Origin of the sequence: Terrabacter sp. GCM10028922 (assembly GCF_042666095.1) — a bacterium.
In the GTDB taxonomy this organism is placed as follows: Bacteria; Actinomycetota; Actinomycetes; order Actinomycetales; family Dermatophilaceae; genus Terrabacter.
Genome location: NZ_JBHTFG010000001.1, coordinates 171,890 through 196,618 on the forward strand (window position 1 = coordinate 171,890; position 24,729 = coordinate 196,618).

Below are 24,729 nucleotides of genomic sequence, written 5' to 3' on the forward strand. Positions count from 1 at the left end.
ACTTTGCACCGGCCACCCGCGCGCTGTCGAGTGGGCACTTCGCACCGACGACCCCGAGCATTCGAATGGGCACTTTGCAGCGGCCAACGTCGAGTGCCCGGGACCGCGTGGTCCCGGGCACTCGATCGCGTCAGAGGCTCAGTGGTTCAGAGGTACTGACCCGTGTTGGCGGTGGCGATGGACCGGCCGGGCTCGGTGCCGTCCTTGCCCTTGATGAGCGTGCGGATGTAGACGATCCGCTCGCCCTTCTTGCCACTGATCCGCGCCCAGTCGTCGGGGTTGGTCGTGTTGGGCAGGTCCTCGTTCTCCTTGAACTCGTCGACACAGCTGGCCAGGAGGTGCTCGACGCGGATGCCCTTCTGGCCGGTGGACAGGAAGTCCTTGATCGCGAGCTTCTTCGCCCGGTCGACGATGTTCTGGATCATCGCGCCGGAGTTGAAGTCCTTGAAGTAGAGGATCTCCTTGTCGCCGCCCTGGTAGGTGACCTCGAGGAAGCGGTTCTCCTCCATCTCTGCGTACATCCGCTCGACCGCCGCCGTGATCATCGCCTCGACGGTGGCGTCGCGGTCACCGCCGTTGACCGCGAGGTCGTGCTCGTGCAGGGGCAGCGTCACGGTGAGGTACTTGCTGAAGATGTCGCGAGCGCTCTCGGCGTCGGGACGCTCGATCTTGATCTTCGCGTCCAGACGGCCAGGCCGCAGGATGGCCGGGTCGATCATGTCCTCGCGGTTGGACGCCCCGATGACGATGACGTTGTCGAGCCGCTCCACGCCGTCGATCTCGGCGAGCAGCTGGGGGACGATCGTCGTCTCGACGTCGCTCGAGACCCCTGAGCCGCGCGTGCGGAAGAGCGAGTCCATCTCGTCGAAGAACACGACGACCGGCGTGCCGTCCGATGCCTTCTCGCGCGCACGCTGGAAGATCAGCCGGATGTGCCGCTCCGTCTCGCCGACGTACTTGTTGAGCAGCTCGGGGCCCTTGATGTTGAGGAAGTAGCTCTTCTCGGTCTGCTTGCCGGAGCGCGCCGCGACCTGTCGGGCGAGCGAGGCTGCCACCGCCTTGGCGATGAGCGTCTTGCCGCAGCCGGGCGGACCGTAGAGCAGCACGCCCTTCGGCGGCTTGAGCGCGTGCTCCTTGAACAGCTCGGGGTGCAGGAACGGCAGTTCGATGGCGTCGCGGATCTGCTCGATCTGGCCCGAGAGACCGCCGATGTCCTCGTAGGCGACGTCGGGCACCTCCTCGAGAACGAGCTCCTCGACCTCGAGCTTGGGGATCAGCTCGTGGACGAAGTTGGACCGCGGGTCGAGCGTCAGCGAGTCGCCGACGCGGATGCGCTCCACGAGCAGGGGCGTCGCGATGCGGCAGACCCGCTCCTCGTCGCCGTGGGTCACGACGACGACGCGCTCGTAGTCGATGCGCTCCTTGACGGTGACGACCTCCCCGACGCGCTCGTAGCCGTGGACGGACACGACGTTGAGGGCCTCGTTGAGCATGACCTCACGACCGAGCCCGAGATCGGCCTGGTCGACCGAGGGGCTGATCGCGACGCGCATCTTGCGCCCGCCGGTGAGGATGTCGATCGCGCCGTCGTCGGGCGGGTCGATGACGAGCCCGTAGGTGCTCGGCGGCTGGGCGAGCCGGTCGACCTCCTTCTTCAGCGTGACGATCTGCTCTCGCGCGTCCTTGAGCGTGCGCACGAGGCGCTCGTTCTGGGACGACAACGTCGACAGGCTCGTCTGCACATGGGCCAACCGTGCCTCGAGCTCGCGCGTACGCTGTGGCGAGCTGCGTGCCGTCTCGCGGAGCGACTCGACCTCGTCACGCAGGGCGGAGAGCTCACGGTCCCCCGCTCCGGGGACTCCGGTGCCGGCGGCACCATCAGGGTCTGGGTTGCGGACGTCATCAGACATCTCGGCCTCCTCATCCGTCACTCGCACATAGTGACGATTCGACCCTAACCCCGCGTCAGCCCTTGTTGTCGGACGTTTCAGTGACTGATCGACGGACGCGTCGGATTGTCTTGTCGCTCTTGACCCTCTCGCCGAGCGCTTCGGGCGTCCACGCGTCGGCAGGGATGTCGGTCGAGGCGGTCGACCCGCTGACGGGCAGCACCGTCCCCAGCGTGTCGACATCTGCGCCAGCCGGGTCGCCACTGCCCGCCGAGCCGTCGGGAACGGTGCCGGGAGCCGCCCCTGCGGTGTCGCCGTAGGCGCCCTTGGCAGGGCGCCGCTTGCGCTCGGGTGCGCCGACGCCCGGGGCGAGGCGGCGGGTCGTGATGAGGAACCCCGTGTGCCCGTGCATGCGGTGCTGCGGACGGACCGCGAGACCCTCGAGGTGCCAGCCGCGCACCAGGGACTCCCAGGCAGAGGGCTCGGTGAACCCGCCGTGCGCACGGATGCCCTCCGCGACGCGGCTCAGCTGCGTCGTCGTGGCGACGTAGCAGATGAGCACGCCACCGGGGATCAGCGCGTCGGACACCGCGTCGAGGCACTCCCACGGCGCGAGCATGTCGAGCACGACGCGGTCGACGGTGCCCGGCTCGACGACGGTGGGCAGCGACTCGACGAGGTCACCGACCGTCACCGTCCACGCGGGGTGGTCGCCGCCGAAGAACGCCCGGCCGTTGCCGCGGGCGATGTCAGCGAAGTCCTCACGCCGCTCGAAGGAGAGCAGCCGGCCGCTCTCACCGATCGCGCGCAGGAGCGACATGGAGAGGGCGCCGCTGCCGACGCCCGCCTCGACCACCGTCGCGCCCGGGAAGATGTCGGCCATCTGGACGATCTGGCCCGAGTCCTTGGGATAGACCACGGCCGCGCCGCGCGGCATCGACATGACGTAGTCGCTGAGCAGGGGCCGCAGGGCGAGGTACTCGACGCCCGCGGTGTTCGTCACGACGGAGCCGTCGTGGGAGCCGATGAGGTCGTCGTGACGCAGGAACCCACGGTGCGTGTGGAACTCGCGGCCGGGCTCGAGCGTGATCGTGTGCAGGCGACCCTTCGGGTCGGTCAGCTGCACCCGCTCCCCCACCTCGAAGACGCCGCGACGGTTGTGGGCGGCACCGGTGACGTGGGACTGGGCGGCGTCGGTCATGGGAGCACAGTCTAGGTGCCGGCCGCGTTTGCTCCGGACACCCTGCGGAGCACCCTCGCCTCGACCTCGTAGCGGCTCTGCCGGCCAGTGGGACCTCCGAAGAAGCGCCGACGCAGGGACCCCTCGACCTCGACCTGGTCACCATCTCGCAGGCGTGCGGCGGTGCGGCGGGTGGCGGCCGACCAGCACACGACGTCGATCGTGTCGACGGTGGCCCGCCGGGCGGTGTCGACGCCGTCGCGGCGCCGCCGCTGCGGCTCGTCACGCCGTACGACCAGCCGCAGCAGGGCGATGCGGTCGCCGCTGGGCAGCTCGCGCGCGTCGGCCGCGGCCGCCAGACGACCGCGCAGGGCCACGTCGTTGCGGCCGGCGTCGGCCTCCTTGGTCGTGTCGGTCCGGCTCGTGCCCATGGTGACTCCCCTCCTGCCCGTCCGTCGGGCTCGGCTTCCACGGTCGTCGTGCCAGCCTGCGGCCGCACCCGGAGGCGGGTCACCTGTGGACGACCACCCAGCCGTCGGCGGGGGTGTGGACAGGCCTTCGGGTCTGCCGACCGGCTCGAGTGCCGAGCCTCAGCGGCGGCCTCGACGCCCGAGCTCCGCGCCCACGACGGCATTGATCCGGTCGGCGGTCGCGAGCCCCTGCACGTCACGGGTCTGCTCGTCGACGACGACGGCGAGCGACAGCTCGCGCTCGCTCATGAGCCGGATGAGGTCGGTGAGCACGGCATCCGCGGGCAGCGAGACGACCCAGGCCGCCGGCTGCGCCACGGTGACCGAGGCGATGGCGGTGCGTCCTCGGGCTTCCTCCGGTACCGCCGCCGCCGAATCACCGTCGACGACGCCGAGCGGCCATCCCGCAGGGTCCGCTGCGGCGACCCACACACCCGCGGACAGCGCCGCATCGACGTCGGACAGCGGCGTCGTGCCCGCGATGAGCGACAGCGGCTCGAGCACGTCGCGGGCACGGCCCGCCGTCGCGACGTGGATGTGCCCGGCACGGACCGCGCCGGTGGCACCCTGCCAGAGGAAGAAGGCGATGGCGACGGGCCAGACGACGTCGAAGAGATCCGGTGCCCTGCCCTCGACCAGCGGCCGGAGGGCGAACCAGGCCACCGTGAGGACCGCGACGACCCGGCCGAGCCATCCGGCAGCGACGAGGCCGCGTCCTCGACTGCCGGTCGCGCGCCACACGAGGGCGCTGACGATCTGGCCGCCGTCGAGCGGCAGGCCGGGCAGCAGGTTGAAGAGCCCGACCAGGAGGTTGGCCACGGCGACGATGCCGAGGAGGGTCTGGGCCGTCTCGTTGGAGGTCAGCCCGTGCACGCCCCAGACGACCGCCGCGAGCGCGAGGTTCGACAACGGCCCCACGACCGCGACGATCGCGGTCGTCGTCGGCGAGGTGCGCGTCGCGTCGTAGACCGTGTGGCCGCCCCAGACGTCCGCGACGATCCGGCTCACCGGGTGACCACGCCAACGGGCCGCGACGGCGTGCGCGGCCTCGTGGACGAGCACCGAGACGAGGAGGAGCACGGCGTACCCGGCGGCCAGGAGGTAGCCGTAGGACGGGCCGCGGTCGGGGCGCGCGAGGTTGGGACCGAAGACGACGATGATGAGCGCCGCGATGACCGGCCACGACCGGCCCAGGTAGACCGGGGTCCCGGCGAGGCTGCCGATGCGCCACCCGTGGGCCGCGGAGGGGCGGGCGGGAGTGCTCATCCGCCGACCCTATGCCCTGTGCCGGAGGCGCCGACGTGACGGTCCGGTGTGGGGGGCCTGTGGGTGGCGTCCGGGTGGTGTCGGCCCGGCGGCATACAGTCGCCTCATGGTCTCCGCGTTGTCACCGAGTCGGGCCTCCGACTTCATGTCGTGCCCGATGCTCTACCGCTTCCGGGTCATCGACAAGCTGCCCTCGCCGCCCACCCAAGCAACGGCGCGCGGCACGCTGGTGCACGCGGTCCTCGAGCGGCTCTTCGACCTCCCGGCGGCCGAGCGCACCATCGACGCGGCGGTCGGGCTGGTCCCGCACGAGTGGGAGCGCCTCGCCGAGCAGGAGCCCGCGATGCTCGACCTGCTCGCCGAGCACGACGGCCGCACCGACGAGTGGTTCGCGGGCGCGTCGACCCTGCTCCAGACGTGGTTCGGGCTCGAGGACCCGACCCGTCTCGAGCCGGCGGAGCGCGAGCTGTACGTCGAGACCGAGATCGACGGACTGGTCCTGCGGGGCTACGTCGACCGCCTCGACGTCGCTCCGGGCGGCGCGATGCGCGTGGTCGACTACAAGACCGGACGGTCGCCGTCCGAGCACTTCGAGGCCAAGGCGCTGTTCCAGATGAAGTTCTACGCGCTCGTGCTGTGGCGTCAGCGGGGCGTGATCCCGAAACGGCTACAGCTGGTCTATCTCGGCAACAGCGAGATCGTGGCCTACGAGCCCGACGAGCAGGACCTCCTCGGCACCGAGCGCAAGGTCAAGGCGCTCTGGCAGGCCATCGAGCGGGCCGCCACGACCGGTGACTGGCGCCCCAGCCCCAGCCGCCTCTGCGACTGGTGCGAGCACCGTGCCCTGTGCCCCGCCTGGGGTGGCACTCCGCCGCCGCTGCCTGACGACGCCGCCGAGCGGGCGGTCGACCCCGCGGTCACCGGGCTCGTCGAGGTCGACGCCTGAGCGGACGGCACCCTGACGCCGTATGCCGTCCGGCGGGCCCGCGACGAGCCCGGCGGACGGCATACGGCACACATCCGTCGTCGGATCAGGAGGTGAACTCGTCGGCGACGTCGAGCGCCTCGTCGAGCACGGCCAGCCCCTCCTCGACCTCGGCTGCCGTCGTCGTGCACGGCGGCACGACGTGCGTGCGGTTGAAGTGCGTGAACGGCCACAGCCCGCGCTGCTTGCACGCTGCGGCGAAGGCCGCCATCGGTTGCGCGGCCTCGCCCGCGGCGTTGTACGGCACGAGCGGCTCGCGCGTCTCACGGTCACGGACGAGCTCGACGGCCCAGAAGACGCCGAGTCCGCGCACGTCGCCGACGCTCGGGTGCCTGCGCGCGATCTCGCGCAGGCGTGGCCCGATGACGTCTGAGCCGAGCATCCGGGCGTTCTCGATGATGCCCTCCTCGCGGAAGGCGTTGATCGAGGCGACGGCCGACGCGCACGCCAGCGGGTGGCCCGAGTACGTGAGCCCGCCGGGAAAGGCCCGCTGGTCGAACGTCGCCCGGATCTCGTCGGAGATCACGACCCCACCCAGTGGCACGTAACCGGAGTTCACGCCCTTGGCGAAGGTGATCAGATCGGGTCGCACGGCCCAGTGGTCGACGGCGAACCACTCGCCGCAGCGGCCGAAGCCGGCCATGACCTCGTCGGCGATGAGCATGATGCCATGCTCGTCGCAGAGGTCGCGCACGCCCTGGAGGTAGCCGTCCGGCGGCACGAGGATGCCGTTCGTGCCGACGACCGTCTCGAGGATGATCGCCGCGATCGTGTGCGCGCCCTCGACCATGATCGTGTCGCGCAGGTGCTGCAGGGCGCGGTCGCGCTCCTGCTCGTCGTCCTCCGCATGGAAGGCCGAGCGGTAGGTGTAGGGCCCCCAGAAGTGGACGATGCCGGAGAGCCCCGGCTCGGACGGCCACCGCCGCGGGTCACCCGTCAGGGTGATCGAGCCCGCCGTGGCCCCGTGGTAGCTGCGGTACGTCGCGAGCACCTTGTGCCGTCCGGTGTGCAGGCGCGCCATGCGGAGGGCGTTCTCGTTGGCCTCGGCCCCACCGTTGGTGAAGAAGACGGCGGAGAGCCCGTCGGGGGCGATCTCCGTGATGAGGCGCGCCGCCTCGCTGCGCGCGTCGTTGGCGAACGAGGGCGCGATCGTCGCGAGGCGCGCCGCCTGCTCCTGGATCGCCGCGACGACCTTCGGGTGGTTGTAGCCGATGTTGACGTTGACCAGCTGGCTGCTGAAGTCGAGGTAGCGCTTGCCCGCGTAGTCCCAGAAGTAGGAGCCCTCGGCCCGGGCGATGGGCAGCGGGTCGATGAGGTTCTGGGCGGACCACGAGTGGAAGACGTGGGCGCGGTCGAGCGCCCGGACCTGCTCCTCGCTCATCTGGTCGAGCTGGTCCTTGACGACGGTGCGGTGCTCGAGGTCGGTCATGGGTGCATCCTTCCTCAACGCGTCCGCGGGAAACCGAGGTCGACGGTGGAGGTGGCGGGGTCGGGCCACCGCTGCGTCACAACCTTCCCGCGCGTGTAGAAGTTGAGGCCCTCGGGGCCGTACATGTGCGTGTCGCCGAAGAGCGAGTCCTTCCAGCCGCCGAACGAGTAGTAGGCGACCGGCACCGGAATGGGCACGTTGATGCCGACCATGCCGACCTCGACCTCGTTCTGGAAGCGGCGAGCCGCGCCCCCGTCGCGCGTGAAGATCGTGGTGCCGTTGGCGTACTGGTTGCCGTTGATGAGCGCCAGCCCCTCCTCGTAGGTGGCGACCCGCACGACGGAGAGCACGGGGCCGAAGATCTCGTCGCGGTAGACCGACATGTCGGGAGTCACGTCGTCGAGCAGCGTCATGCCGAGGAAGAAGCCGTCGGCCGGGACGTCGCTGGTGCGTCCGTCGACGACGACGCGGGCTCCCGCCTCCGCGCCGGCGTCGACGTATCCCGCGACCTTGTCGCGGTGCTCTCGGGTGATCAGCGGGCCCATGTCGGTGTCGGCCTGGGCGCCCGGCCCGACCTTGAGCGACGGAAGACGCTCGGAGATCTTGGTGACGAGCTCGTCACCGACGTCGCCGACCGCGACGGCCACCGACAGCGCCATGCAGCGCTCACCGGCCGCGCCGTAGGCCGCGGAGACGATGGCGTCGGCAGCCATGTCGACGTCGGCGTCGGGCAGCACGAGTGCGTGGTTCTTCGCACCGCCGAGGGCCTGGACGCGCTTGCCGTTCGCGGTTCCGCGCTCGTAGATGTACTTCGCGATGGGCGTCGAACCCACGAAGCTCACGGCCGCGATGTCGTCGTGGTCGAGGAGCGCGTCGACGGCCTCCTTGTCGCCGTGGATGACCGTGAAGATGCCGTCGGGCAGCCCGGCCTGCTTCCACAGCTCGGCGAGGAAGAGCGCGGCGGAGGGGTCCTTCTCGCTGGGCTTGAGGATGAACGCGTTGCCGCAGGCGATGGCGTTGGCGCACATCCAGAGCGGCACCATGGCCGGGAAGTTGAAGGGCGTGATGCCCGCGACGACGCCGAGCGGCTGGCGGATGCTGTAGACGTCGACCCCCGTCGCGGCCTGCTCGGAGAAGCCACCCTTGAGCAGCGCGGGCACACCGGTCGCGAACTCGACGTTCTCGAGCCCACGGGCGATCTCGCCGGCGGCGTCGGAGAGCACCTTGCCGTGCTCGGCGGTGATGATCGCGGCCAGCTCGCCCGAACGGGCGTGGAGCAGCTCGCGGAACGCGAAGAGGACCGCGGCTCGCTTGGACAGCGAGGAGGTCCGCCACTCGCGCGCGGCGGCGACGGCCGTCTTGACGGCGTCGTCGATCTCACCTCTCGACGCGAGGGGCACCTCGCCGGTCTGGGTGCCGGTGGCGGGGTCGTACACGGGCGCGGTGCGTCCAGAGGTGCCGGGCACGCGCGTGCCGGAGATCCAGTGGTCGATGGGCGTCGGGGAGGGCGTCGTCATGCGGACCAGATTACGTGCCACATCTATGCCGTACAAAGCCGCTATTGCTATGTTACGAAGATGCGCGCCGTCATCTCCTCCATCGAAGAGCGCCTCGATGCGCCGACCGCGAAGGGGTTGGCCCAGGCGGTGTCCCGCGCCATCCGCGATGCGACGCTGCTGCCGGGCGACCAGCTTCCCCCGATCCGCCGGGTGGCGGAGGAGCTGATGATGTCGCCGACGACCGTCAGCGCCGCGTGGCAGCTGCTCGCCCGTTCGGGCACGATCCGGTCCGACGGACGGCGTGGCACCACCGTGGCTCCGACGACTCGCGGGGGCGAGCGCTACACCCGGGCCCTGCGGCACGAGTCGCCCGTCAGCCTCGACCTGTCGACCGGCATCCCCGACAGCCTGCTGCTACCGCCGCTCGGAGCGGTCCTGTCAGGACTCGACGAACCGGCAACCCCCACCAGCTACCTCGACGACCCGGTGCTCGATGACCTTCGCGAGGAGCTGACCAGAGACTGGCCCTACGTCGCAGAGGAGCTGCTCGTCGTCGACGGCGCCATGGATGCGCTCGACCTCGTGACGCGCGCCCTCCTGCGGCCGGGTGACCTCGTGGTGGTCGAGAATCCCGGGTTTCCGCCGCTGCTCGACCTTCTCGAGGACCGTGGGGTCGATGTGGTCGGCGTGCCCCTCGACGAGACCGGCCTGGACCTCGACCGGGTCGAGGCCCTGCTGCCCCGCCGACCGGCCGCTGTCGTCATCCAGCCCCGGGGGCAGAACCCGACTGGTGTGTCGATGTCACCCACTCGTGCGCGACGTCTCGCCGGTCTGCTCCGAGGCCATGACTGCGTCGTCATCGAGGACGACTCCAGCGGACCGATCTCGACCTCGGCGCCGCTCAGCCTCGGAGCCTGGATCCCCGACCAGGTCCTGCACATCCGCAGCTTCAGCAAGTCCCACGGACCGGACCTGCGCATCGCGGCCCTCAGCGGGCCCTCGGCGCTGATCGCGCCGGTACGCCACGCCCGTGCGCTCGGTCAGGGGTGGACGAGCAGGCTGCTCCAGCGGGTGCTGGCCGGGCTCCTGCGCGACGCGGAGTGCCGCCGGCGCATCACATCGGCCCGAGCGGAGTACGCCCGGCGCCGAGAGCTCGTCGTGACGCGTCTGGCCGAGCACGGCGTCGACGTGGCCGGCACCGACGGGCTCAACATCTGGGTCCCCGTCCGAGACGAGGCCGCCGCGGTGCTGCGCCTCGCGAGCCAGGGCATCGCGGTGACACCCGGCTCACCGTTCTCGGTCGAGTCGGTCCCGGGCTCCGAGGGGCACGTCCGGGTCACGACCGGGCTCGTGCGCGACGGACATGACGAGGTGGCCGACCTCATCGCCGCTGCCGCGTCTGCAGGGGCGTGGACGGCCCAGCACCGCTGAGCCGGCGGGCTGCCTTGCGGCTCAGTCGCGCTCGCCCTTCTGTGCCTTGAGCCGCGCCTCCTCCGCGCGGACCTGCGCGAAGATGTCGCGCTCGGCCACGAGCCACGGCGGCATCTCGTCGAGGAGCGTCCGGATCTCCTCGGTCGTGAGGTGCTCGCCCGCTCCGGCCCGCGCAAGCCCGGAGCCCGAGATGCCGAGCCGGCGAGCCGTCTCCTGGCGCGTGTGCGGACCGTTGCGCCGCAGCGACGCGAGCCACTCCGGCGGGTCCGCCTGCAGGGCGTTGAGCTCGGCGCGGCTCACGACTCCCTCGCGGAAGTCCTCGGGGGTCTCGGACAGGAGTACGCCGAGCTTCTTCGCGGCCGTCTGGGGCTTCATGGTCTGCGGCTTCGGCGTGCTCATGCCATCAGGGTAGGGGTGCCGTCCCGTGCTCGCGCAGGGCGGTGTCCCCCTCCACCTCCACGGCCCGGCGTCCGTGGGCCCCGCTCGCCGCGACGACTGGGGCCAAGGTCGTGGACTAGCCTCGGAGCGACCCGCCCCGACCGCGAAGGCCCACCCATGACGGATGCGTTCCGTATCGAGTTCGTGCCCGGCGTGACGCCCGACAAGTGGCTCCGCGTCTGGGCGCGCCGGATGCCGGACTCCCCCCTGGAGGCCAACCCCGTGGACGAGCAGGACGCCGTACGGCACCTGCGCGACGGCACGGCGTCGATGGCCCTGCTCCGCCTCCCGGTCGACAAGGACGGGCTGCACGTGATCCCCCTCTACGAGGAGGTGCCTGTCGTCGTCGTCTCGAAGGAGCACGTCGTCGCGGCCTTCGACGAGGTGGGGATCGCCGACCTGTCCGGCGAGGTGCTGCTGCAGGACCCTGCCGAGGTGCCCGAGTGGGCCCAGGTCGCGACGCCTGAGGCGCGGCAACGGTCCTCGTCGATGCCCACCATGACGACCAGGCAGGCCGTCTCGGTAGTCGCGAGCGGGTCGGGAATCGTCATCGTTCCTCTGTCGGTCGCCCGACTGCACCACCGCAAGGACGTCGTGCACCGCCCGGTGACCGGTGTGGCACCGACGCGTGTCGGGTTGGCCTGGCGCGTCGATGACGACGACCCGCGCCTCGAGGAGTTCATCGGCATCGTCCGCGGGCGCACCGAGCGCAGCTCGCGCGGGGCGTCCAACGACGCACCCTCCGACTCGCGGGCTCCCGGCTCACCGGCAGCCGCGCGGCCCGGGTCCGGAGGTGGTTCCAGGAGGACTGCGCGACAGGGAGGTCAGTCGCGGGCCCAGCGTGCCGGAGGCAAGGGCAGCCCGAGCTCCGGTCGAGGAGGCCGCCGCGGTCGTCGGTGAACGACAGCTCAGCGAGAGGGCAGCACGCTCGACACGATCGTCGTGAGGTCGGCCGCGGTCACGCCCGCCAGCGTGTCGATGTGCACCGCGCCCTCGATCCGAGGGACGGGCACGACGTGCGGGATGGCGATGGTCGGCACGCCCGCCGCGGTGGCTGAACGGACACCGGCCGGAGAGTCCTCGATCGCGATGCACGCACCGGGCTCGGCGCCGACGAGGCGGGCCGCTGCGAGGTAGGGCTCAGGGTGGGGCTTGCCGTGGCTCACCTCGTCACCGGTGACGAGCGCGTGGAAGGCCCCCTCCGGCAGCTGGCGCACGACGGTGTCCGCGAGCGAGCGCCACGACATCGTCACGAGCAGCGAGGGGACGCCGAGCTCGCCGAGCTCGCCGAGCAGCTCGCGCGCGCCGGGACGCCAGGGGATGCGCTTCTCGACCTGCGCGATCACGCGCAGCAGCAGCGCGTCGATCACCTCGGGCACGGACAGCTCGATGCCCGACTTGTCGATGATGAGCTGCGCCGAGACCTCGAGCGCGTTGCCGACGAGCTGGTGGGCGAACTCGTCGTTCCACACTCCGCCGTGCGCGGCGACGAGCTCGTGCTCCGCCTCGATCCAGTACGGCTCGGTGTCGACGAGCGTGCCGTCCATGTCCCACAGCACGGCTGCCGGGTAGACGGGCGCCGCCCTGTCGGGGCGGGCGGTCTGCGAGAGGGTCACCGGGTCAGTCCTCGGGGTCGTAGGCGAGGTTCGCGGACAGCCAGCGCTCGGCCTCGGCGAGAGTCCAGCCCTTGCGTTCGGCGTAGTCCTTCACCTGGTCGCGGCCGAGGCGGCCGACGACGAAGTACTGGGACTGCGGGTGCGAGAAGTACCAGCCCGACACCGAGGCTCCGGGCGACATGGCCATGCTCTCGGTCAGCGTGATGCCGGTGTTGTTCTCGACGTCGAGCAGGCGCCAGAGTGTCTGCTTCTCGGTGTGCTCGGGGCACGCCGGGTAGCCCGGCGCCGGTCGGATGCCGGCGTACTGCTCCTTGATGAGCGCGACGTTGTCGAGGTGCTCGTCGGGCGCGTAACCCCAGAACTCCTTGCGGACGCGCTCGTGCAGTCGCTCCGCGAAGGCCTCCGCGAGCCGGTCGGCCAGGGACTCGAGCAGGATCGCGTTGTAGTCGTCGAGGGCGGACTTGAACGCGGCGACCCGCTCGCCCCCGCCGAGGCCGGCCGTCACGGCGAAACCGCCGATCCAGTCCTTCATGCCCTTGGGGGCGACGTAGTCGGCGAGCGAGCGGTTGGGCACACCGGCGCGGTGGTCGCCCTGTTGACGCAGGTGGTGGAGCACCGCGATGGTCTCGGTGCGGTCGTCGTCGAGGTAGACCTCGGTGTCGTCGCCGACGGAGTTGGCCGGGAAGAAGCCGATGACACCGTTGGCCTGCAGCCACCGCTCGTCGACGATCCGGTCGAGCATCGACTGCGCGTCGTCGTAGAGCTTGCGCGCCGCCTGGCCGCTGGCCGGGTTGTTGAGGACGTCCGGGAAGCTGCCCTTCATCTCCCAGGCGTTGAAGAACGGCTGCCAGTCGATGTAGCGGCGCAGCTCGCCGAGCGGGTAGTCCCGGAACACCTTGACATGCTGGGACGCCCGGCGTGACCGCGTGATGGACGAGACGTCCCGGTCCTGCTGGAGGAGCAGGTGCGGGTGCGGCGGCCGGTAGCCGGACCAGTCGATCTCGGTACGCCGCTCACGCGCCTGCGCGAGCGAGACCATCGGCCGGTCGTGCTTGGTCGCGTGGCGCGCCCGCAGGGCGTCGAAGTCCGCCTTGACCTTGGCCATGAGCTTCGGGCGCAGCTCGTCGCTGAGGAGCGCGGCCGCCGTCGGCACCGAACGCGATGCGTCCTTGACCCACACCACGGGGCCGTCGTAGCGCTGGTCGACCTTGACGGCCGTGTGCGCCCGCGACGTCGTCGCGCCGCCGATGAGGAGCGGGATGGTGAGGCCCTGGCGCTGCATCTCCGCGGCGAAGCCGACCATCTCGTCGAGCGATGGCGTGATGAGGCCGGACAGCCCGATGATGTCGGCGTCGTGCTCCCTGGCCGCGTCGAGGATCTTCTGCGCGGGCACCATGACGCCGAGGTCGATGACCTCGTAGTTGTTGCACTGGAGCACGACGCCGACGATGTTCTTGCCGATGTCGTGCACGTCGCCCTTGACCGTCGCCATGACGATCGTGCCGTTGGTGTCCTTCTGCTTCGCCAGCTCGGGGTCCTTGGCCTTCTCCTCCTCGATGAACGGGATGAGGTAGGCGACCGCCTTCTTCATGACCCGGGCGCTCTTGACGACCTGCGGGAGGAACATCTTGCCGGAGCCGAAGAGGTCGCCGACGACGTTCATGCCGTCCATGAGCGGCCCCTCGATGACCTCGATGGGCCGACCACCACGGTCTGCGATCTCGGCGCGCAGCAGCTCGGTGTCGGCCTCGATGTGCGCGTCGACGCCCTTGACGAGCGAGTGCGTGATGCGCTCGCCGAGGGGAAGGGCACGCCACTCCTCCTCGCTGACCTCGGCGGCCTGCCCCGTCTTGTTGTACTCCTCGGCGATCTCGAGGAGACGCTCGGCCGCATCGGGCCGACGGTTGAGCACGACGTCCTCGATGCGCTCGCGCAGCTCGGGGTCGACCTCGTCGTAGACAGCGAGCGCGCCGGCGTTGACGATGCCCATGTCGAGTCCAGCGGCGATCGCGTGGTAGAGGAAGACGGCGTGGATCGCCTCTCGCACGGGGTTGTTGCCGCGGAAGCTGAACGACACGTTGGAGATGCCACCCGAGACCTTGGCGCCGGGGAGGTTCTCCTTGATCCACCGGGTCGCCTCGATGAAGTCGAGGCCGTACGACGCGTGCTCCTCGATGCCGGTGGCGACCGCGAAGACGTTGGGGTCGAAGATGATGTCCTCGGCCGGGAAGCCGACGTCCTGCGTGAGGATGCGGTACGCGCGTGAGCAGATCTCCTTGCGGCGCTCGAGCGAGTCGGCCTGACCGTCCTCGTCGAAGGCCATGACGACCGCGGCGGCGCCGTACTTGCGCACGAGCCGGGCGTGCTCGAGGAACGTCTCCTCACCCTCCTTGAGCGAGATCGAGTTGACGATCGCCTTGCCCTGGACGCACTTGAGCCCGGCCTCGATGACCTCCCACTTCGAGGAGTCGACCATGACTGGCACCCGGCTGATGTCCGGCTCGCTCGCGACGAGCTTGAGGAAGCGGTCCATGGCCGCGACCCCGTCGATCATGCCCTCGTCCATGTTGACGTCGATGACCTGGGCGCCGCTCTCGACCTGCTGGGCCGCCACGGAGAGCGCGGTGTCGTAGTCGCCGTCCTTGATGAGCTTGCGGAACTTGGCCGAGCCGGTGATGTTCGTTCGCTCGCCGACGTTGACGAAGAGGCTGTCGTCGGTGATCGTGAAGGGCTCGAGGCCGGAGAGCCGCATGGCGGGTGCGATCTCGCCGAACGTCCGCCGCTCCTTGCCGTCGACCGCCTTGGCGATCGCGGCGATGTGCTCGGGTGTCGTGCCGCAGCAGCCGCCGACGAGGTTGACGAGACCGGCGTCGGCGAACTCCGCGATGATGGCAGCCGTCTCCTCCGGCGCCTCGTCGTACTCACCGAACGCGTTCGGCAGGCCGGCGTTCGGGTAGCACGAGACGAACGAGTCGGCGAGACGGGCCATCTCGGCGATGTAGGGCCGCATCTCCTTGGCGCCCAGCGCGCAGTTGAGGCCCACGGCGAGCGGCGACACGTGGCGGATGGAGTCCCAGAACGCCTCGGTCACCTGGCCCGACAGGGTGCGCCCGGACGCGTCGGTGATCGTGCCCGACACGACGACGGGCCAGCGGCGGCCCTGCTCCTCGAAGAGCGTCTCGACCGCGAAGATCGCCGCCTTGGCGTTGAGGGTGTCGAAGATGGTCTCGATGAAGATGAGGTCGCTGCCGCCGTCGACGAGGCCGCGTGCCGCGTCCAGGTAGGCGGCCACGAGCTGGTCGTAGGTGACGTTGCGCGCGCCCGGGTCGTTGACGTCGGGCGAGATCGAGGCCGTACGCGTGGTCGGCCCGAGCGCGCCGGCGACGTAGCGCGGCCGGTCGGGGGTGCGCTCGGTCATCGCGTCGGCCTCACGGCGGGCCAGCGCGGCCGCCTCGAAGTTGAGCTCGTAGGCCAGCTCCTCCATGCCGTAGTCGGCGAGGGAGATCGCGGTGGAGTTGAACGTGTTGGTCTCGATGATGTCGGCGCCGGACTCGAGGTACTCGCGGTGGATGCCGGCGATGATCTCCGGCGCCGTCAGCGTCAGCAGGTCGTTGTTGCCCTGGACGTCGGTCGGCCAGTCCGCGAAGCGTTCGCCGCGGTAGCCGGCCTCATCGGGACGGTCACGCTGGATCGCCGTGCCCATCGCGCCGTCGAGGATCATGATGCGCTGACCGAGGGTCGCGGTCAGGCTCTCGGTGGCGTCGGGTCGCTGCTGCGGCGACAGGGACAACGTGGCTCCTCTCGGCGGCACCGGGGTGCCGTGTTACGGGACCGGCCCGATTCTACGGACCCGACGGGCCGAGCGCGTCGCCGCCCGTACTCCGGTCACGTCGCGGTGTCCCGCGAGGCAACTGCGACGCGTCGCGACCCGCAGGTCCTAGGCTGAAGGGGTGGATGCGAGGGCACCCACGGTGAAGGAGACGACGTGCTGGAGTTCGAGGACGTGCCGGAGCTGAACGACCCGGTGCTCATCGCTGCCTTCGAGGGCTGGAACGACGCGGGCGAGGCCGCCACGAGCGCCGTCCGGCACCTCGCGGAGGTCTGGGACGCAGAGGTCGTGGCCGCCTTCGACCCCGAGGAGTACTACGACTTCCAGGTCAACCGCCCCCGCGTGTCGATCGAGGACGGTCGGCGCATGCTCACCTGGCCGACGACCCGCATCCTCGTGGCCACCGAGACCGGCTTCGAGCGCGATGTCGTCCTCGTCCAGGGCATCGAGCCGTCCATGCGCTGGCGCGCCTTCTCCATCGAGCTTCTCGAGCTCGCCGAGCAGCTCGGCGTCACGACGGTCCTCACCATCGGCGCCCTGCTCGCCGACGTGCCGCACACGCGGCCGATCCCCGTCACCGCCACGGCCGACGACGAGGCGGCGATCCACCGCTTCGACGTCGAGGCGTCACGCTACGAGGGCCCCACGGGCATCGTCGGCGTGCTCAGCCACACCGCGACCGACGCCGGCATCCCGACGGTGTCCGCGTGGGCAGCGGTTCCGCACTACGCCGGCGCGGCGCCCTCCCCGAAGGCGACGTTGAGCCTGCTGCGCCGTATCGAGTCGCTGCTCGGCGTCACCGTGCCGCACGGCGACCTCGAGGAGAACGCCCGCGCCTGGGAGCGCGGCGTCGACGAGCTCGCGCAGTCCGACGAGGAGGTCGCCGAGTACGTCCAGTCGCTCGAGGAGGCCCAGGACACCGCCGAGCTGCCCGAGGCCAGCGGCGACGCGATCGCGCGCGAGTTCGAGCGCTACCTGCGCGGCCGCGACGACGACCAGACCGGTCGCTGACCCGCACCGACTCCGTATGCCGTGCGGTCCGTCCCCGATGGGCCGCTGCCCCCGCTGCCCTGCTGCGACGGCGCGTCCGGCTGCCGCGAGCTAGATGCGGATGCCGAGCAGGGAGTCGAGAGCGCGACCCAGGACGCCCGGCGCGCCCGGGTCGTCACCGCCGCGCGTCAACGCCTGGCTCGCCCACCGGTCGACGGCCTCGAGCGCCCGCGGGCTGTCGAGGTCGTCGGCCAGGGCTGCGCGGATGTCGTCGACGGTCTGGTCTGCGACAGGGCCGCCGTTGCCGGACAAGGACTTTCGCCACGTCTCGAGCCGTTGCTGCGCGATCGTGAGCTGGTCGTCCTCCCAGATCCAGTCCTGGGAATGGTGGCGTGCGAGGAGGGCCAGGCGGATCGCCATCGGGTCGACGCCCTCGCGGCGCAGCTGCGAGACGAGGACGAGGTTGCCCTTGCTCTTGCTCATCTTCTCGCCGTCGAGGCCGACCATGCCCTGGTGTACGAAGGCACCGGCGAACGACGGGGAGCCGCTGACCGCTCGGCCGTGGGCGGCGCTCATCTCATGGTGCGGGAAGATGAGGTCGGTGCCGCCGCCCTGCACGTCGACGGGGATCCCGAGGTGGTCGAGGGCGATGCACGCACACTCGATGTGCCAGCCGGGGCGCCCGGGCCCCAGGGAGCCGCCCTCCCACTCGGGCTCGCCGGCCCGGTGCGCGCGCCAGAGCAGGGCGTCGAGCCGGTTGCGCTTGCCCTCGCGGTCGGGGTCGCCACCGCGCTCCTCGAAGACCTCGAGCATGCCCGCCTCGTCGAGGTGGCTCACGGACCCGAACCGCGGGTCCCTGGCGACGTCGAAGTAGTAGTCCTGCGCACCCTCGCGTGACCCGTCGGGAGCCGGCACGGCATACGCGAAGCCGTCGACGACGAGCTTCTCGATGGGTGCGACGAACGTCGGGATGCTCTCGACGGCACCGAGGTACTCGTCGGGCGGGATGACGGCGAGGGCGGTCATGTCCTCGCGGAAGAGGGCGATCTCGCGCGTCGCGAGGTCACGCCAGTCGATGCCGTCCCGGTCGGCCCGCTCGAGCAGGGGGTCGTCGATGTCGGTGATGTTCTGGACGTATCGGACGACGTGGCCGCTGTCGCGCAGGACCCGCCCGAGCAGGTCGAAGGTGACGTACGTGGCGGCGTGGCCGAGGTGCGTCGCGTCGTAGGGCGTGATGCCGCAGACGTAGAGGTTGACGACCTCGCTGCGCGCGGCGGGGACGAGCTCGCCCGATGCCGTGTCACGGACCCGCACCTCGGGTGCACTGCCGGGAACCTGCGGGATGAACGGCATCGGCCAACTTCTCACGCGCAGACTCTATCCCGGCGTAAGGATGCGGGGTTCGACCGGTCAGCGAGGTGGTCAGAGCGGCGGCCAGGGCACCGCGGGCCAGTCGCGGCTGGGGAAGGGATGCACGCGCTCGTCGAGGAGCAGGGCGACCCGCGCCTCGAGGGCGTCGACGTCTGCCTCGGGAAGCAGCGCGAGCAGGCGGTCGCGGGACGCCTCCTGGGCCAGCGCGCGCCGCAGCCGCGCGAGGCGAGCGACGTCGGGGTCGGCGAGGGGCTCCCCCGCCCACCCCCACAGCACCGTGCGCAGCTTCGGGGTCGGCGAGAAGGTGACCCCGTGGTCGATGGCCCACAGTCGCCCGCTGCCGTCGCGCAGGCAGTGCGACCCCTTGCGGTCGGAGTTGTTGATGGCCGCGTCGAGGACGGCGAGCGAGCGCACGTCGTCGGCGTCGGAATGGACGACGGTCACGGCCGACCCTCCCGGGGTCTCTCCGTCGAAGACGGCCCGCCAACCGTCCGGCGCGCGCCCCTCGGGCACGAGGTCCACGACGACGTCGTCGGCGACGGGGTCGAACGGGTCGCCGATCCACAGCTGCACGGACCCCGGGCCGAGCGGGCCGTCGCGCATCACGGTGGGAGGCACGACGTCCCAGCCGCCCAGCTCCGAGACGACGCAGGCGGCCACCTCGCGGCCGGCCAGCGTGCCGTCGGGGAAGTCCCAGAGGGGCCGCTCGCCGCGAACCGGCTTGTAGATGACGTGGCCCCCGGGCAGCGTCGAGACCCGCGCGACGACCGCGAGGTTCGAGGAGTCGGTGATGCGGCCGAGGATCTCGATCTCGCCGGTCAGGTCGACCGGCGACGGGGTCGCATCAGCGCTTGTAGCCATTGGCCCGCGGGCAGATGTGGCCCGTGGGGTCGAGCGGGTTGCCGCAGAACGGGCACGGCGGGCGCCCAGCGGCGACGAGCGCGTTCGTGCGGCGTGCGAAGGCGCGCGCATCGGCCGGTCCCAGCGTCACGCGGATCGAGTTGCGTGCGAGCGGGCCGACCTCGTCGGTCTCCTCGTCCACCTCGTCGGGGTCGTGGTCGTGGCACTCGATGACGAGCTTCTGTCGGTCCTCGTCCCAGGCGAGCGACAACGTCTGCACGCGCCAGTCCTCGTCGAACGGCGTCTGGAGCGGGTCCGTGTCCTCCGGCGCTCCCCCGGGCTCGCCGGGCTCGATGGCTGCGGCGGGCGCGAGCTGGTCGAGCACGTCGTTGATGCGGTCGGCGAGGATGGAGACCTGCTGCTTCTCGACCGCGACGGTGACGACGAGGGGGCCCGAGATCGCCTGGAGGTAGAAGGCCCGCTGGCCCGTCGGGCCGACCGTCCCGGTGACGAACCGGTCAGCGGGATCGAAGTCCTGGACCGTCATGCGTCGACCCTATCCGACGACGTCCGGCGTCTCGGACGTGCCGGCGCCGCCGCCGACGACGGCGTCACCCTCCTCGGCCGCGGGCTTCTCGGGCGGTCGAAGGCCGCGCAGGTCGCCGCCGACGTCGTTGAGCCGGAGCACGAACGGCTTGCGGCTCGTGTAGCGCACGACGCTGACCGAGGCCGGGTCGACGTTGATGCGCTGGAAGTCGTCGAGGTGCGCTCCGGTGGCGTGCGACAGGATCGACTTGATGACGTCGCCGTGCGAGACGGCCACCCAGACGGCGTCCTTGCCGTGCGCCGCCAGGACCCGCTCGTCGATCTCGCGGACAGCGCGCAGGGCGCGGTCCTGCATCTCCACCATCGACTCCGCAGGGTATGCCGCCGAGTCGGGGAAGCGCGCCTCGCTGGGGCGGTCCTGCACGACCTTCCAGAGCTCGTCCTTGGCGAGCTCGGCGATCGGGCGCCCGGTCCACGCGCCGTAGTGGCACTCCCCGAGCCCGTCGTGCACGCTGCGGCGCACGTGCCCCGGGAGCGGGGCGGCGAGCAGGTCGGCGGTCTGCAGGCACCGGTCGAGCGGCGAGCTGACGACCTCGACGATCGGCAGGACGGCGGAGGCAAGCCGCTGGCCGACGGCGGCGGCCTGCGCCTCGCCCGTCCCGTCGAGGAACACGCCGGGCATCCAGCCGGCGAGCGTGCCGGCAGTGTTGGCGCTCGAGCGGCCGTGGCGCACGAAGATCACGGTGGGCACGGCCGCCAGCCTAGACGCGGAGCCCGGCGCCCACGGCATACGGCCGCGTCGACGGACATGGAAGGACGCCTCCCAGCCTGGCGTGGTGAAGTAGGGGGGTGATCGTGGACAAGGCCATCTACCGGAACGGCCGACGTCAGGGATGCGGCGACCTCAGCGACGAGCTCGACGTGCTGCGGCTTGCCCACGACGGGTTCCTGTGGATCGGCCTCAAGGACCCCACCGACGAGGAGTTCGACCTCGTCAACGAGGAGCTGCACCTGCACCCGCTCGCCGTCGAGGACGCCGTCAACGGCCACCAGCGCGCGAAGATCGAGCAGTACGAGACGTCGACGTTCGTGGTCCTCAAGACGCTGCGCTACGTCGATGCCACGAGCGACATCGTCACGGGAGAGCTCATGCTCTTCATCGGCGACCACTTCGTCGTCACGGTGCGCCACGGCGAGGGCAACCCGCTCGCCGGCGTCCGCCAGCGGCTCGAGGGCGACGCCGCCCGGCTCGACCACGGCCCGATGACGGTGCTGCACGCCGTCATGGACTCCGTCGTCGACAACTACCTCGTCGTCGACCGTGAGGTCCGCAAGGACCTCGAGCAGATCGAGGAGGAGGTCTTCGCGTCGGAGCTCGGCGGTGACGCGAACACCATCTACCGGCTCAAGCGTGAGGTGCTCGAGTTCCGACGGGCGAGCCAGCCGCTCGCCGACACGCTGGCCCAGTTCATGGAGCGCGGTCGCGGACGAGCACTGGCCGACGAGATCATGCCGTTCTTCCGCGACGTCGCCGACCACCTGCGCCTCATCAACGACCACGTCGAGTCCTACGACCGTCTGCTCACCGACGTCCTCTCTGCGCACCTGGCGAGCGTGTCGGTCAAGCAGAACGCCGACATGCGCCGGATCTCGGCGTGGGTCGCCATCGCGGCGGTGCCGACGATGATCGCCGGCATCTACGGGATGAACTTCGAACACATGCCGGAGCTGACGGCGAGCATCCACGTCGGCAACGGCGAGTTCCAGTACGGCTACTTCCTCGTGCTCGCCGTCATGGCCTCGGCGTGCGTGGGGCTCTACCGGGCCTTCAAGCGGTCCGGCTGGCTCTAGCCGCGGCCCATGCCCGTGGGTGTCCCTGGGTGCCCGAGGGAGGCCCCGGGGGCGCCCGGGGTCAGGTCGCGGTGATGAGGTTGGCCGCGAGGACGCCGGCGAGCACGACGCCCAGCACGACGCGGTACCAGACGAACGGCAGCAGGCTGTTGCTGGCGACGAACCTCAGCAGCCACGCGATCGACGCGTACGCGACGACGAAGGCGACGACGAGACCCACGGCGACCGGGCCGATGCCGAGGGCCGAGAGCCCGTCCTTCTCCTCGGCCGCCTGGAAGAGCCCGGCGGCCGTGAGCGCGGGGATGGCGAGGAAGAAGCTGAGGCGGGTGGCGGTGACCCGGTCGATGCCGCGGGCGATGCCGGCGGAGATCGTCGCGCCCGAGCGTGACACGCCGGGGACGAGCGAGAAGCACTGGACCAGGCCGAGCACGATCCCGTCGACGGGCGTCACCGAGTGCTCGCCACGCAGCTCGCCCCGGCGCTCGTAGCGCGTGTGGACCCGCTCGGCCGCCACCATGACGGCGCTCCACACGACCAGCGCGGCGGCGACGACCCACAGGCTGCGCAGCGGCCCCGAGATGAGGCCACGCCCGACGAAGCCGACGACGCCGACCGGCAGGGAGCCGATGACAACAGCCCAGGCGAGGCCGTAGTCGGGCTCCTTCCTGGCGTCGGGGCTCACGAGCCCACGGAACCACGCGACGGCGAAGCGCACGATGTCCCTGAAGAAGTAGATGAGCGTCGCGGCGATGGCGCCCAGCTGGATGACAGCCGTGTACGCCGTCACTGCGAGGTCGCTCACCTCGAGCCCGAGCAGCTTCTCCGTGATGGTCAGGTGGCCGGTCGACGAGACCGGGAGGTACTCGGTCAGGCCTTCGACGACGCCGAGGATGACGGCGTCGAGGTAGCTGAGGTCAGCCATGGGTCAGGTGAGCCTTCTGCGCGGGGGACGGGACCGGCCGCTCCCCCGACGGGTCCGCGGCCACTCGGCACAATGTCGCACCCTATCCGGACTGTTCGCTGGGAGGCCGGAGGCCCCCGATGCTCGCGACCACCTCCAGCGTGGCGAGGGCCTGGTCGCGGCTCATCCCGCCGCCGACCGCGACCGCGAGCGTCGTCACACCAGCGGCCGCGTAGCGAGCGACACGCCTCGCGACGCGCTCCGGCGAGCCGAGCAGTGCCGTCTCGTCGATGAACTCGAGCGGCACCGCGGCCGCCGCCTCGCGGTGCCGTCCGGCCAGGTAGAGGTCCTGGATGCGCGCGGCGTCCTCCTCGAACCCCATGCGGCACGCGAGCTGGTTGTAGAAGTTCTGCTCACGCGAGCCCATGCCGCCGATGTAGAGGGCGCAGTAGTCACGGACGTGGTTCGCGGCCTCCTCGACGTCCTCGACGAGGACGACCGGCGTCGTGGCGACGACGTCGAAGCCGGCCATCGGCTCATCGGCAGGTCCCCGCCCTCCGCGGCGTCGACCCGTCTCGAGCGTCGAGAGCAGGTCTCCCGCGTGCTCGGGGCTGAAGAAGATCGCGAGCCAGCCGTCGGCGATCTCACCGGTGAGCTCGAGGTTCTTGGGGCCCACCGCGGCAAGGTAGATCGGGATGTCGGGCCGCACCGGCCGCGCCGACAGCTTGAGGGCCTTTCCGGGGCCGCCCGGCAGCGGTAGCGGGTAGTGCGGACCGGCATGGCTCACGGTGTCGCGACGGACCGCCGCGCGCACGATCTCGACGTAGTCGCGCGTGCGCGCCAGCGGGCTGCGGAACGGCACGCCGTGCCAGCCCTCACTGACCTGCGGGCCCGACACCCCCAGTCCGAGGCGGAAGCGGCCACCGGACATCGTGTCGATGGTCACGGCCGTCATCGCCGTCATCGCCGGTGTGCGGGCGGGGATCTGCATGACCGCAGAGCCGAGACCGACGTGCTCGGTGAGCGCTCCGACCCAGGCAAGCATCGACGGGCTGTCGGAGCCGTACGCCTCGGCCACCCAGACGCTGTCGTATCCGAGCCGGTCGGCGGCCTGCGCCACCGCCACCTGGTCGGGCCCCGTCGTTCCGCGTCCCCAGTAGCCGAGATTCACGCCGATCCTCATGGAGCGCAGGCTATCGGCGCGCCGACCGACGTGGCGGCGGCTCGGGACGCGACATGGCCCACTACCGTTCGGGACATGCGCAGGCGTCTCGGCTCGTCCGGTCTCACGGTCACACCGCTCGCCCTCGGGACCATGTTGTGGGGCAACGCCGTTGACCGGCACGAGGCCGGTGACCACCTGCGCGCGTTCGTCCAGGCCGGCGGCAACCTCGTCGACACGGCGTACGGCTACGGCGGCGGCGATGCCGAGACGATCCTCGGCGGCCTGCTCGACGGCACCATCCCCCGGGACGACATCGTCATCTGCACCAAGGCCGGGATCTCCCGGGCCGGGGGTGAGCGGCGGGTCGACGTGTCACGACGCGGGCTCATGGCCCAGCTCGACACGTCGCTGCGCCGCCTCGGCACCGACCACGTCGACCTGTGGCTCGTGCACACCTGGTCCGACGACGTTCCACTGTCCGAGACGCTCTCTGCTCTCGAGTGGGCGGCGACGTCGGGTCGCGCCCGCTACGTGGGCGTGTCCAACTACTCCGGCTGGCAGTCCGCGCGCGCCTTCAGCCTGCTCGAGTCGGCGCGGATCCCCTTGGTGGCCAACGAGGTCGAGTACTCACTCGTGCGTCGTGACCCCGAGGACGAGGTCGCGCCGGCGGCGACGGCCCTGGGTTTCGGGCTGCTGTCGTGGTCGCCCTTGGGACGCGGCGTGCTGACCGGCAAGTACCGCAACGGCATCCCGTCGGGGTCGCGCGCGGCCTCGCCCGACTTCCCCGGCTTCGCCGAGCGTTTCCTCGACGAGCACACGGCGCGCGTCACCGACGCCGTGACGATGGCCGCGCGCGGCCTCGGGGCCAAGCCCGCAGAGGTCGCGCTCGCGTGGGTCCGTGATCGCCCGGGGGTGGCGGCCCCGATCGTCGGAGCGCGCACCTCGGCGCACCTGCGCTCAGCCCTCGCGAGCCTCGATCTGTCGCTGCCCGCGGAGATCGTGGCGGCCCTCGACGACGTCTCGGCCTGACGAG

21 protein-coding genes are annotated in these 24,729 nt (G+C 71.1%); 6 read left to right on the top strand and 15 right to left on the bottom strand.

All coding sequences use genetic code 11. The features are described from left to right. Positions 1-146: 146 nt before the first annotated feature. The 4 genes from arc to ACFQU3_RS00810 all read right to left on the bottom strand — a co-directional run bounded on the left by arc (position 147) and on the right by ACFQU3_RS00810 (position 4,805). On the bottom strand, positions 147-1,910 hold the full coding sequence (arc, locus tag ACFQU3_RS00795; RefSeq protein ID WP_385905034.1) for a proteasome ATPase: 1,764 nt from the start codon (positions 1,908-1,910) through the stop codon (positions 147-149). Between the two features lie 55 nt (positions 1,911-1,965). Continuing rightward, positions 1,966-3,090: a tRNA (adenine-N1)-methyltransferase gene (locus tag ACFQU3_RS00800; RefSeq protein WP_385905037.1), complete on the bottom strand. Its 1,125-nt coding sequence runs from the start codon at positions 3,088-3,090 to the stop codon at positions 1,966-1,968. Between the two features lie 11 nt (positions 3,091-3,101). Further along, positions 3,102-3,500 (bottom strand): single-stranded DNA-binding protein, encoded by a 399-nt coding sequence (locus ACFQU3_RS00805; RefSeq protein WP_385905040.1) that lies wholly within the window; start codon positions 3,498-3,500, stop codon positions 3,102-3,104. A gap of 159 nt (positions 3,501-3,659) precedes the next feature. After that, entirely contained in the window at positions 3,660-4,805 is a 1,146-nt protein-coding gene (locus tag ACFQU3_RS00810) for a site-2 protease family protein (RefSeq protein ID WP_385905043.1), read from the bottom strand. Between the two features lie 106 nt (positions 4,806-4,911). Here ACFQU3_RS00810 and ACFQU3_RS00815 point away from each other — a divergent pair, with 106 nt between their 5' ends. Continuing rightward, positions 4,912-5,751 carry a RecB family exonuclease gene (locus tag ACFQU3_RS00815; protein ID WP_385905046.1) on the top strand — a complete coding sequence of 280 codons (840 nt, stop codon included), beginning with the start codon at positions 4,912-4,914 and terminating at the stop codon, positions 5,749-5,751. Between the two features lie 85 nt (positions 5,752-5,836). Here ACFQU3_RS00815 and ACFQU3_RS00820 read toward each other — a convergent pair whose 3' ends face one another. Both ACFQU3_RS00820 and ACFQU3_RS00825 read right to left on the bottom strand, forming a co-directional pair. Beyond that, positions 5,837-7,219, bottom strand: a complete 1,383-nt coding sequence (locus tag ACFQU3_RS00820; protein ID WP_385905049.1) for an aspartate aminotransferase family protein — start codon at positions 7,217-7,219, stop codon at positions 5,837-5,839. A gap of 14 nt (positions 7,220-7,233) precedes the next feature. Further along, positions 7,234-8,736 (bottom strand): CoA-acylating methylmalonate-semialdehyde dehydrogenase, encoded by a 1,503-nt coding sequence (locus tag ACFQU3_RS00825; protein ID WP_385905052.1) that lies wholly within the window; start codon positions 8,734-8,736, stop codon positions 7,234-7,236. Between the two features lie 60 nt (positions 8,737-8,796). Between ACFQU3_RS00825 and ACFQU3_RS00830 the strand changes: the two genes are divergently transcribed. Beyond that, complete coding sequence (locus ACFQU3_RS00830) at positions 8,797-10,149, top strand: PLP-dependent aminotransferase family protein (protein ID WP_385905055.1); 1,353 nt, start codon at positions 8,797-8,799, stop codon at positions 10,147-10,149. Between the two features lie 21 nt (positions 10,150-10,170). On the opposite strand, the gene ACFQU3_RS00835 is transcribed toward ACFQU3_RS00830, so the two are convergent. Further along, positions 10,171-10,548, bottom strand: a complete 378-nt coding sequence (locus ACFQU3_RS00835) for a DUF5997 family protein (protein WP_385905057.1) — start codon at positions 10,546-10,548, stop codon at positions 10,171-10,173. A 156-nt stretch (positions 10,549-10,704) separates the two neighbouring features. On the opposite strand from ACFQU3_RS00835, the gene ACFQU3_RS00840 reads away from it, so the two are divergent. Continuing rightward, entirely contained in the window at positions 10,705-11,487 is a 783-nt protein-coding gene (locus ACFQU3_RS00840; RefSeq protein WP_385905060.1) for a LysR substrate-binding domain-containing protein, read from the top strand. An 8-nt stretch (positions 11,488-11,495) separates the two neighbouring features. Here ACFQU3_RS00840 and ACFQU3_RS00845 read toward each other — a convergent pair whose 3' ends face one another. Both ACFQU3_RS00845 and metH read right to left on the bottom strand, forming a co-directional pair. Next, positions 11,496-12,203 carry an HAD family hydrolase gene (locus ACFQU3_RS00845; protein ID WP_385905063.1) on the bottom strand — a complete coding sequence of 236 codons (708 nt, stop codon included), beginning with the start codon at positions 12,201-12,203 and terminating at the stop codon, positions 11,496-11,498. A gap of 4 nt (positions 12,204-12,207) precedes the next feature. Next, positions 12,208-15,987, bottom strand: coding sequence for a methionine synthase (gene metH, locus ACFQU3_RS00850; protein ID WP_385905375.1), 3,780 nt, complete (start codon positions 15,985-15,987; stop codon positions 12,208-12,210). 201 nt (positions 15,988-16,188) lie between these two features. On the opposite strand from metH, the gene ACFQU3_RS00855 reads away from it, so the two are divergent. Continuing rightward, positions 16,189-17,043 (top strand): PAC2 family protein, encoded by an 855-nt coding sequence (locus tag ACFQU3_RS00855; RefSeq protein WP_385905066.1) that lies wholly within the window; start codon positions 16,189-16,191, stop codon positions 17,041-17,043. A gap of 90 nt (positions 17,044-17,133) precedes the next feature. Here the strand turns inward: ACFQU3_RS00855 and mshC are convergent, their stop codons facing one another. The 4 genes from mshC to ACFQU3_RS00875 are packed head-to-tail and all read right to left on the bottom strand — an operon-like array spanning position 17,134 to position 20,530. Next, entirely contained in the window at positions 17,134-18,390 is a 1,257-nt protein-coding gene (mshC, locus tag ACFQU3_RS00860) for a cysteine--1-D-myo-inosityl 2-amino-2-deoxy-alpha-D-glucopyranoside ligase (protein WP_385905068.1), read from the bottom strand. A gap of 54 nt (positions 18,391-18,444) precedes the next feature. Beyond that, positions 18,445-19,254, bottom strand: coding sequence for an SCO1664 family protein (locus ACFQU3_RS00865; RefSeq protein WP_385905071.1), 810 nt, complete (start codon positions 19,252-19,254; stop codon positions 18,445-18,447). After that, positions 19,238-19,780, bottom strand: a complete 543-nt coding sequence (locus tag ACFQU3_RS00870; RefSeq protein ID WP_385905074.1) for a DUF3090 domain-containing protein — start codon at positions 19,778-19,780, stop codon at positions 19,238-19,240. Before ACFQU3_RS00870 ends, ACFQU3_RS00865 begins: the two co-directional genes overlap by 17 nt. 9 nt (positions 19,781-19,789) lie before the next feature. Continuing rightward, entirely contained in the window at positions 19,790-20,530 is a 741-nt protein-coding gene (locus ACFQU3_RS00875; RefSeq protein WP_385905077.1) for an MSMEG_4193 family putative phosphomutase, read from the bottom strand. Positions 20,531-20,628: 98 nt separating this feature from the next. Here ACFQU3_RS00875 and corA point away from each other — a divergent pair, with 98 nt between their 5' ends. Further along, on the top strand, positions 20,629-21,630 hold the full coding sequence (gene corA, locus ACFQU3_RS00880) for a magnesium/cobalt transporter CorA (RefSeq protein ID WP_385905080.1): 1,002 nt from the start codon (positions 20,629-20,631) through the stop codon (positions 21,628-21,630). 61 nt (positions 21,631-21,691) lie between these two features. Here the strand turns inward: corA and ACFQU3_RS00885 are convergent, their stop codons facing one another. After that, a complete protein-coding gene (locus tag ACFQU3_RS00885; protein WP_385905082.1) occupies positions 21,692-22,552 on the bottom strand; it encodes an undecaprenyl-diphosphate phosphatase in 861 nt (286 codons plus the stop codon). Between the two features lie 82 nt (positions 22,553-22,634). Continuing rightward, positions 22,635-23,714: an LLM class F420-dependent oxidoreductase gene (locus ACFQU3_RS00890; RefSeq protein ID WP_385905086.1), complete on the bottom strand. Its 1,080-nt coding sequence runs from the start codon at positions 23,712-23,714 to the stop codon at positions 22,635-22,637. Positions 23,715-23,789: 75 nt separating this feature from the next. Between ACFQU3_RS00890 and ACFQU3_RS00895 the strand changes: the two genes are divergently transcribed. Then, positions 23,790-24,725 carry an aldo/keto reductase gene (locus tag ACFQU3_RS00895; RefSeq protein WP_385905089.1) on the top strand — a complete coding sequence of 312 codons (936 nt, stop codon included), beginning with the start codon at positions 23,790-23,792 and terminating at the stop codon, positions 24,723-24,725. The last annotated feature ends 4 nt before the right edge of the window (positions 24,726-24,729 follow it).